The 9,286-nt window shown below is 61.5% G+C and carries 9 protein-coding genes and 1 pseudogene; 6 read left to right on the top strand and 4 right to left on the bottom strand.

Annotated features, from left to right (window positions below; all coding sequences use genetic code 11):
• Nucleotides 1-467: 467 nt before the first annotated feature.
• From ACWKWX_RS25860 to ACWKWX_RS25845, 4 genes and pseudogenes are all read left to right on the top strand, one after another.
• Nucleotides 468-692: pseudogene (locus ACWKWX_RS25860) on the top strand (BRO-N domain-containing protein); the annotation flags it as partial.
• Nucleotides 693-944: 252 nt separating this feature from the next.
• Nucleotides 945-1,439, top strand: coding sequence for a hypothetical protein (locus ACWKWX_RS25855; RefSeq protein ID WP_473004248.1), 495 nt, complete (start codon nucleotides 945-947; stop codon nucleotides 1,437-1,439).
• Nucleotides 1,436-1,678, top strand: a complete 243-nt coding sequence (locus tag ACWKWX_RS25850; protein WP_416426445.1) for a hypothetical protein — start codon at nucleotides 1,436-1,438, stop codon at nucleotides 1,676-1,678. Before ACWKWX_RS25855 ends, ACWKWX_RS25850 begins: the two co-directional genes overlap by 4 nt.
• Nucleotides 1,679-1,764: 86 nt before the next feature.
• Nucleotides 1,765-2,016: a hypothetical protein gene (locus tag ACWKWX_RS25845; protein WP_483829263.1), complete on the top strand. Its 252-nt coding sequence runs from the start codon at nucleotides 1,765-1,767 to the stop codon at nucleotides 2,014-2,016.
• 84 nt (nucleotides 2,017-2,100) lie between these two features.
• Here the strand turns inward: ACWKWX_RS25845 and ACWKWX_RS25840 are convergent, their stop codons facing one another.
• The 3 genes from ACWKWX_RS25840 to ACWKWX_RS25830 form a co-directional block, all read right to left on the bottom strand.
• Nucleotides 2,101-3,255, bottom strand: coding sequence for a S8 family peptidase (locus ACWKWX_RS25840; protein ID WP_483829262.1), 1,155 nt, complete (start codon nucleotides 3,253-3,255; stop codon nucleotides 2,101-2,103).
• A gap of 205 nt (nucleotides 3,256-3,460) precedes the next feature.
• Nucleotides 3,461-3,886, bottom strand: coding sequence for a DUF1493 family protein (locus ACWKWX_RS25835; protein WP_483829261.1), 426 nt, complete (start codon nucleotides 3,884-3,886; stop codon nucleotides 3,461-3,463).
• Nucleotides 3,883-5,091 (bottom strand): hypothetical protein, encoded by a 1,209-nt coding sequence (locus ACWKWX_RS25830; protein ID WP_483829260.1) that lies wholly within the window; start codon nucleotides 5,089-5,091, stop codon nucleotides 3,883-3,885. The genes ACWKWX_RS25835 and ACWKWX_RS25830 overlap by 4 nt, the downstream gene beginning before the upstream one ends.
• Before the next feature lie 581 nt (nucleotides 5,092-5,672).
• Between ACWKWX_RS25830 and ACWKWX_RS25825 the strand changes: the two genes are divergently transcribed.
• Both ACWKWX_RS25825 and ACWKWX_RS25820 read left to right on the top strand, forming a co-directional pair.
• Nucleotides 5,673-5,993 carry a hypothetical protein gene (locus ACWKWX_RS25825; RefSeq protein WP_483829259.1) on the top strand — a complete coding sequence of 107 codons (321 nt, stop codon included), beginning with the start codon at nucleotides 5,673-5,675 and terminating at the stop codon, nucleotides 5,991-5,993.
• Between the two features lie 1,043 nt (nucleotides 5,994-7,036).
• Nucleotides 7,037-8,083, top strand: a complete 1,047-nt coding sequence (locus ACWKWX_RS25820) for a PDDEXK nuclease domain-containing protein (RefSeq protein WP_483829258.1) — start codon at nucleotides 7,037-7,039, stop codon at nucleotides 8,081-8,083.
• Between the two features lie 438 nt (nucleotides 8,084-8,521).
• On the opposite strand, the gene ACWKWX_RS25815 is transcribed toward ACWKWX_RS25820, so the two are convergent.
• On the bottom strand, nucleotides 8,522-9,184 hold the full coding sequence (locus tag ACWKWX_RS25815; RefSeq protein ID WP_473004260.1) for a UPF0149 family protein: 663 nt from the start codon (nucleotides 9,182-9,184) through the stop codon (nucleotides 8,522-8,524).
• Nucleotides 9,185-9,286: the final 102 nt, after the last annotated feature.

The raw sequence follows: 9,286 nt of genomic DNA, 5'->3' as shown, positions 1-9,286 counted from the left end.
GTTGCTTGGTCATCAGACACCTCTCTGTGGCGAGCATTCTCGCCTAAATGGGTGTCCGGTTTCATTAGACCACTACATATATAGTCAAACGTGGGCTTCTCCGGACAACCATTACCCTTCCACAGCTCACATTCAGTCAAGACAATCGACAACCTTGATATCTACTGAATACAGCTGACTGTTACGTCCCGCAACAACTTTCGGAAAGCTCGTACACCGGTATGATTGTGCCCGACAGATACAACATTTACCCTGGTTTCGCGCCTAAGAAACGCCTCAAGTAGCGGCCAACCCGCTCCCGAAAATGCGGCATTTTGTGCCTGCGGCCCCCGGCTGCACGTCTCAAAAGCTCTGCTATGTCGGGGGTGGACTAATACAAGACCCGCAAGGGGAATACGTCCGGCCTTCTACTTGAGGTTTCTTAACCCCCGACACCTAGCCCTAAGAAAGCTATCAAGTAGAGGTAAATGGACATGCCAACCCACGAAACCGGAGGCCATCGAAGGCCCAGCAGCGAACGAGTGCACCAATCCAGCGACACTCCTCACACACCAATCGTCTTCACCCGCCACAACCGCCCGCTCCACGCCCTTTGGCTAGAATCGCAAATCTGGTTCTCGGCCCGAGACCTAGGCCGACTCATCGGCCGGCACCTGGAATCCCACGCCCTTCGCAAGCTAGACCCCGACCAAACTAACCCCGCCCCCATGGGATTCAGCTTTGTGTGGAATCGTTTGTGGGGTTAGGCAGTAAGGTGGGGAGCTCCCTGACGCGGCCTTGCGGCCGCTGCTACAGATGGGGTGGTGGTCGCTCTACAAAACACTCCCAGACTTTGCGAGAGTTCGGCGTAGCTGCCCTCGCCCGGACACCCACAGTCACACTTCATCAGTTGCCGCCCTTCCCACTGATGCGCAAACTCGCCCGACCTCAACGGGAAACGAGCCATGCGATCCCAAGCCAGCTTTCAACATATGGGCCATCACGGGATGGTGTTTGATGTGAATCGCTACGTAGTGACTGAGCATAATCGCGGCCAGTTGCACGTCATCCGGTTACCCTGGGCGCCAGCCGCGCGCCAGGAGGTCGTGCGCTTCGTTACTGACAGCTACTACCACATGCAGGCAAAGCAGCGCAGTTGCACAATCGTGCTCGCCATCTCTCGGCCATTGACCCGCGAGCAAGGTGATCGTTTGAACGGCCAGCGTGCCAGTGTTGCCCTGAGCATCGACACAGCGTTGGGCGCGTTATCGAGCGCGCTCACTGCGAGCGCTTTTATAGGGGCCATGACTGGAACCGCAACGCGAAATGGCGTGTTTTCGAAGCTGCCCACCTACCACGCCGGGGATATCATCGTGGCTGTGAGCCTCGAGGTTAGCGGTGGAATCGGCCCACAGCGTAGCCAACGCTCAATCATCATCCCATCAGGAAAAAGCGGGTGAGTTTTCTGCTGGAGATGACCATCGCGCTGGGCACGTTCCTCATCGTCAACCAGTGTGTTCGGCGTCGCACCTTCAGGAAGTGGACGGGATTGCTGGCTTGCATGGGAGGGTGTGGACTGATGTTTATCCCTCACCCCTACCGGTTGAATGAGAGCGTGCAGGCGGTTGCGTTCTACAGCGCCATCTTTGGATATTGTGTATTCCACAGCCGAAGCAAGTTCGAGACGGGCGATGGTTGAAGTCGCTTTGGAGGCTTGGTAGCAGAGCTGTTGCTGATGCCCATCACTCCATACAAGCCCACGAAACAACGAGACTAGGCTTGAACATGAACAGCTTCATCGAATTTGCACTAATAGTCGGCGCAAGCGTCGCAATCGACCGACTCATCAGCCGCTACAAATGGCGATGCTGGGCAGGCCTGATGATTTTTATTGCTGGATGGATATCTGTTTATTTGCCTTCCGATTACCGGTTTGACATGGACATCAGCTCGATGTCACTCACGTTTATTATCGTCGGTGTGGTGCTGATGGTGGGAAACCGTCGCCAGTCGAAGCGTGAAAGGGAGAGTACCTGAGTCCCATCACGGAAGCGGCTTGAAACCCGTCGGCTGCGCCTGGAAGTGCCAGCGCAGCCGACGGCAGCGGCTACGAGCCCCGCCCTAAGGCGCCACCACCACCCCCTGCCCCACATCCACTTCATCCAGCTTCTCGAACCGGCTTACCTGCGCAGTCCCCACCAGCTTGGCCCGCACGTTGCGCGCATTGGCCTTCTTTCCCGTGGCCGCGATCGCCTCCCACCACAGCGCCGCCACGCCCGCTACGTGTGGGCAGGCCATGCTGGTGCCGCTCAGGGTCTTGAGGCCGCCGCCGGGCCAGGCGGAGGTGATGTCGACGCCGGGCGCGCAGAGGGTGGCGAAGCAATTGGAGAAGTCGGCGACGCTGTAGTACGCGCCGTCACGGCCGATGGCGGCGACGGACAGCACGTCGTCGGCGGCGGCCGGCAGGGAGGCGGCGATGCGGTATTCCGGGTCGGTTTGGCGGCGGCTTTCATTGCCGGCGGCGGCGATGACCAGGGTGCTGCTGCCGAAGGCGGCGCGGGCCTTGGTCATGGCCATGAGAGCGTCGAACATGCGCAGGTTGGCGCGGTAGGTTTCCAGCGCGTTGGAGGTCGCCAGTTGCACCGGCCAGCCATTGCCCGCCAGGGTCTTGACCATGCCGGTGAAGTCGAACCCCAGGGACAGGGAGACGATGTCGGCGCGTTGGTCCAGCGCCCACAGCAGGCCGTCGAAGACCATTTCCGAGCTGCCGCTGCCGTCGTTGGCGAGCACTTTGCCGATCAAGGCGCGGCTGACGCCTGGGGCGACGCCGATGCGTTCGCCCAGGCCGCTGCCGAAAATGGTGCCGGCGCAATGGGTGCCATGGCCCTGGACGTCCCCGTTGCCGTCACCGCTGAAGTCCTTTTCCAGCAACTCCAGGCCGGCGAAGGCTGGATGCGTGGCGTCGATGCCGGTGTCGAGCACGGCCACGCTGACGCCAGCACCGGTGTACTGGCTGGTGATGGCCCCCACGGCGTCGGCGCCCCAGCAGGGCTTGTGCCGGGTGGCCCGGGAGTTCTGGGGGGCGATGAGCCGGGTCGGCATTTTCGGCGCGACCAGGGCCACGTCGGGCTCGGCGTTGAGCTCGGCCAGGGCGTGGGCGGGTATGCGTTCAAGGGACAGGCTGGGCTCGGCGGGTCCGGCGTCCTTGTTGGCCAGGCTGGCGAAGCCGGTGCGGCCTTGGGGGGCTTCGCGGCGTAGCACGATGTACTCTCTCATGGTGACGGTCCTTGTGGTCGGGATGGCGATGCCATCGGGACCTTAGGCGTCCGGTGCCGCACCACGGCAGAGGGAAAGCCGCTTACAGGTAGTCTTGGGTGCAGGTGCTGTTATGCCTTCCGATTACCTGCTCGGATTGCAGCTCCATATCTTTTCCATTTGAAAAAGCTACGCAGTGAAGGGCCAGCGCAGCCTTCGGCAGCGGCTACGGACGAATTGCATAACCCGCCACGGGTAACACGTCCCCCACCCTGTACAGCGGCTCGGCGCTCCAGACTCGGCCTTCCAGCAACTCCGTATCCCACTTTCCGTTTTCGATCGCGGCCAGCAACATGCCGATTCTCAGCGGCTGGTTACCGCGGCGATTTTTATCCCTGCTAAACCAAAACAAATCGAACCCTTCACCCGCAAAATATCGGTACGGGTCGTAGCCATCCACGTTCACGCCGTAGTCATGAAACAACATCGGCAACAGTTCATTGGCGTCGTCGCCGTCGATGCCCAGGTCGGCCGCAAAAGAGGTCGCAAGGCTCAGCGTTTCGAATGCCCGCCTGGCCAGGCCTGTCTGCGCATGTACTCGGCGAAGGATGTCGTCCAGCGTTGCTCTATTCGTTGCTTGAAATGGCGTCACAAATAACCCTGCGTACAAGCACTCGCCACAATCAGCAACCCAATAAACGGCACGATCAACAGCGTGCTTATGGCCATGGACACGACATTGGCCACATAGGGATGTACCCACCGAGGCAGCTTCTGCGCCAGCCCGTCCGCCAACGGCGCCGCCACCAGGGCACCGAGCACGGCGCTCAGCGCCACCACCAGCGCGCTGCCGCCGTGGGTAAGCACCGCGGCAGGCACCACGGAGACGATGGGGATGTAGGTGGGGTACCAGCCCTTGGCCATCCAATGCCCGCGCCACAGGTAGATGCCGATGGCCGAGCTCAGCGCCTGGCCGATGAGAATCGGCAGCAGCAGGCCTGTGCCGTAGACCGGGCTGGCGGGGTTGAGCCACCAGGCCAGCAGCACGCCGCCGAGCAGGCCGAGGCTGGCCAGTTCATTGCCAAAGAACGGCGCTTCGGAGAAGTCGGCGAGCACGCGGCGCAGCCCCCAGACCAGGCCGTGTTTTTGCGCAGGCGCGGGGGGCGTAGTGATGGCTGCCACGCTGCCGGGCTTGACCAGGGCCGGGAACCATTTGCACAGCAGGAACGCGACGAAACCGGCCAGCGCCATGCCGGACACTGCTCCCACCACGGCGGGAATTTTCCACGGCACGCAGACGTAGTTGACCAGCGCCAGACTGGCCGGGGTGACCAGCAACGCGCCGAACACTGCACCGGTGACGGTGATGCGCCAGCCGGGGCCATGCATCAGCACCAGGGCGGCGGGTACGGAGACGAAGGCGACAAAAGTGGGCTGCCAGGTGTCGGCGTCCAGGGTCCAGCCCCACAAGAGGTTGCTCAGCACCAGGCTCAGCAGCGAACTGGTCACCAGCCAGGGCCACAGGCCGCTGCCGTAGGCGATGGCGAAGCCCTGCCAGCGCTTGCCGGTGCTGTTGGCCCACCAGGCCAGGCCGGCGCCGGCCAGCAGGCCGATGGCGGCGAACTCGTGTTTGTAGAAGGCGAACTCGCTGATGTCGCCGATCCCCCAGCGCAGCCAGGCGCCGGGCTGGTCGAGGTTGTTGACGATGTCGTTGTAGGTGGGCCAGTTGGCCTCCAGCACCAGGCCATGGGCCAGCAGCAGCCCGGCAATGAAGCTGAGCGCGGCCACGGCCAGCAGCAGGCAGAGCACCGGACGGGCCTGGATGGGCAAGGTGGGGCTGAGGGTGTCGCGGGGCATGGGAGGTCCTGTTCATTCACCTGGATGGTTTCCCAATCAGAAACCAATCGTTCAGGTGTAAAAAATCAGCCGTTTCCGGTTAGTGCGTAGGACCTTTCCCAATAGCGGCTTTGGCTGCATAAACCGCGCCCATGTGCGTATGCCGGGCGGTACACGCATTCATGTTCGGGACAGGTGAAAAGGATTACTGTTTAGGTAGGCCCTGGCTGGCGTGGCAGGGCTGCGGTGCCTGGGGCGCGTGTGCCACCAGGCGCCTGACCGGCTTGGGCATCGGACTTGGGCTATTATCAAGTGGGATGCACGGGTGTTTTCCGGCCACCGCGGCGACCGGATGACCTGGACGCGACTGTCCACTCCCCACGGGAGCGAAGCTCAACCGCCCACGCGAAAACCGCCGTAGGACTTTTCATCTGGCAGGCATCATGAACATCAATCGGATCAAACGCAGTGTGCTTATTGGCGTACTCGCTGCTGCAACCGGGCTGTCGGCCCCGGCGTTCGCCGGCCCTCATGGCGGCGGATGGCATGGTGGTGGAGGCTGGCATCGCGGTGGGGGCTGGGGCGGTGGCGGCTGGTGGGGGTTGGGTATCGGCTTGGGCCTGGGGTATACCGCAGCGGTGGTAGCGGACTCCTACTACTACCCACGCACGACCTATTACTACCCTGCCACCAACTATTACTATCCAGCGTACGGCTACTATGCGCCGGCGCCGGTGTACCAGGCAGCGCCAGTTTACCAGCAGGCCGCGCCGGTACAGACCTCGGCCGTACCGCCACCACCCGCCCAGGCGAATTCGGACTGGTATTACTGCCGGTCCAGCCAGGCGTACTACCCCAACGTGCGCACGTGCAGCGTGCCATGGCAGCAGGTACCGGCCACCCCACCGGGAAACATCCGCTGACAGCCCTGTAGCAGCGGCCGCCAGGCCGCGTCTGGGCCCCTGCGCAGTATCGGATGCAACGCGTGCGGCCTGACGCAGCCTGGCGGCAGCTGCTACGGGGAGTCGTTTTTCGGGCAATAAAAAACCCGCCGAAGCGGGTTCTTTGTGGCCTTCCAACATCCTGTCGGAGCGCGTTCCGTGCTGGCCTGTCTTCCGTGACTGAGCGCGTCCTGCGCATCACCTGTGTAGCTAGATTAAGCCTGGATCCGAGTCGGCAATAGAGGAGATCGCTGGCACCGCGTGTAAGCCTTTCGCCATGCCCTATGTAACCTCCGTTTATCACCGGCAACAAAAAACCCGCCGAAGCGGGTTTAGTGTCCTGGCCATTCCAACCTCCCTGTCGGGCTGCGTCCTTTCAATGGCCAACCATCCTTGGCGCTGAAGCACTTCCTTGGCTTCAGTTGTTGGATCCAGAATATCGATACACCGCCCCCGACGAAAGAGGAGATTCCTGCGCCCACGTGTAAGCCTTTCGCCATAAGCTCACCAAACACACCCCCGTAGCAGCGGCCGCAGGCCGCGTCCCAGCCGCCAAACATGATTTCAAAGGCAATAAAAAACCCGCCGAAGCGGGTTCTTTCGTGGCCTTCCAACATCCTGTCGGAGCGCGTTCCGTGCTGGCCTGTCTTCCGTGACTGAGCGCGTCCTGCGCATCACCTGTGTAGCTAGATTAAGCCTGGATCCGAGTGGGCAATAGAGGAGATCGCTGTGCCGGCGTGTAAGCCTTTGGCTATGGGCGGTGTAACACGACGCTGAGCCTGGTGAAGGGCGCGGCCGAGTTGGCTGGTTTCCATTTCCGGTATTGCTGAAGGACGCTTCCTACCTATGTGAATGAGTTTTCGCATGGCCTGGCGATAGCCCCAGGCTAGAGGGTTTGTCTTATCCGATGGGTTGGCCAACCTGAGTTATCGAAGCGCGGTGGTGGCACTGGCCGGTGCGTCGACTCACTGCCCACCTACCCCTATTGTCGTTGGTCTTTTCTGACCATCGAGCAGCGACTGATCATGACCAAGACTTCAAACGACCCAGGCTTGCAGACCAGCTTTACCGAGGCGGCCTTGCTGATTTCAGGGGCACGGCAACGGGCGGCACAGGCGGTGAATACGCAGTTGATTGAGCTGTATTGGCAGGTGGGGCAGTACATCTGCAAGAAGCTGGAAAGCGCCGAGTGGGGCGAAGGTGTAGTAGCCGACTTGGCGGCTTACCTCGCGAAACATCAGCCAGGCCTGCGCGGGTTCACCCGCGCAAGCTTGTTCCGCATGCGTCAGTTTTACAAAACGTACCACCAGGACGAATTAGTCGCACCACTGGTGCGACAACTGCCATGGACCCACAACCTGATTATCCTCGGCCAAAGCAAGCGGCCTGAAGAACGTGAGTTTTACCTGCGGATGGCGATCAGGGAACAGTGGTCCAAGCGCGAGCTTGAACGCCAATTCAAAACCGCTCTCTTCGAACGCACCGTCCTGGAGCCCGCCAAATCCAACCCCTCCATCGCCACCACCCACCCCGCCGCTCTCGACGTGTTTCGTGACGCTTATGTAGTGGAGTTTCTCGGCCTGCCCAACAAGCATGGCGAAGCCGACCTGCACGCTGGCCTCCTCCTGAGGCTCAAGGACTTCCTGGCTGAACTGGGCCGCGACTTCTGCTTCGTCGGCTCACAGTACCCGTTGCAGGTAGGCCACCGCGATTTCACCCTGGACCTGCTGTTCTTCCACCGCGGCCTCAACTGCCTGGTGGCGCTGGAGCTCAAGGTCGGCCGCTTTGAACCGGAATATCTGGGCAAGCTGGAGTTCTACCTGGAAGCCTTGGACCGCGACGTGCGCAAGCCCCATGAGAACCCGGCGATAGGCGTGCTGCTGTGCGCCAGCAGTGATGATGAAGTGGTGGAGTACGCCTTGAACCGATCACTGTCGCCGGCTTTGATCGCGGAGTATCAGACGCAGCTGCCAGACAAGCGCCTGTGGCAGGCCAAGTTGCAGGAATTCTTCAACCTGGATTCGCCCGCTACCGAACCCCAGGCAACAAAAAACCCGCCGAAGCGGGTCTAGTGTCCTGGCCATTCCAACCTCCCTGTCGGGCTGCGTCCTTTCAATGGCCAACCGTCCTTGGCGCTGAAGCGCTTCCTTGGCTTCAGTTGTTGGATCCAGAATATCGATACACCGCCCCCGACAAAAGAGGAGATCCCCGCGCCAACGTGTAAGCCTTTCGCCATAAAACCACCAAACACGCCTCCGTAGCAGCGGCCAAAGGCCGCGTCCTAGCCGCCAACCATCATTTCAAAGCCAATAAAAAACCCGCCGAAGCGGGTTCTTTTGTGGCCTTCCAACATCCTGTCGGAGCGCATCCATGCTGGCCTGTCTTCCGTGACTGAGCGCGTCCTGCGCATCACCTGTGTAGCTAGATTACCCTGCCAACCGGGGGCGCAACAGAGGACATCGCTGGCAGCGCGTGTAAGCCTTTCGCCATGGCGGCTGTAAACGCCGCGATCAGCGCCCGCAGCACTGCTTGTATTTCTTGCCGCTGCCGCACGGGCACGGGTCGTTGCGGCCCACTTTCACTTCGTTGCGCACGGTCTGCAGGTCGATCGGCTCGTCGCCGGTGCGCTGCTCGGCCCAGTAGGCATGCAGCTCGCGGGCGGCGTTGGCCAGGGCGTCAGGCAGGTCGGCGGCGGGTTTGCCGGCCTGCTTGTCGGCGTCCAGCTGGCTGAAGATGAAGTTCAGCGCGGCGGTGGGTGCTTCAGGCATCTGGCTCCAGCCGCTGACCAGGGTGGTGGCGCCACGCAGGTAGCCCACGCACCAGTCCAGCACGTCCAGGCCTTCGCCGTCTTCGGCCTGGTTGAAGATGGGGTGGTAGTCGGCCGGCTGCTCGACCAGCAGCATGGAGATCTGGTTCAGGTGCTGGATCAACGCGTCGAAGAAGCGCTGGTAGGTGTCCTCGCTCTTCCATTTCGGCAGGTCGCCGCCGCCCCAGAACGACAGGTACCAGGCGTCGAACGGGATGTCGCTCTTGTAGGACATGACGGCCGTCAGGTAGCCGTCCATTTCCGACACCGTGCGCACGCCGGACTCGACCGCGAACGCGTCCAGCTGAGCCTGGATGAAGTCGAACTGCTCGGGGGTCAGGGGGTCGTTGCTGATGGTGTAGGCCATGGCGGGTGTCCTGTAGGGCAAAGGGGGCACAATCAAGGGTATCAGGGTGAAACGTCAGGCAACAAAAAAGGGCGACCCTTTCGGATCGCCCTTTTCTCACCG

Source organism: Pseudomonas imperatae (assembly GCF_057128625.1).
The sequence above is the reverse complement of the archived record's forward strand: the minus strand, read 5'-3'. Positions and strand labels throughout refer to the sequence as shown.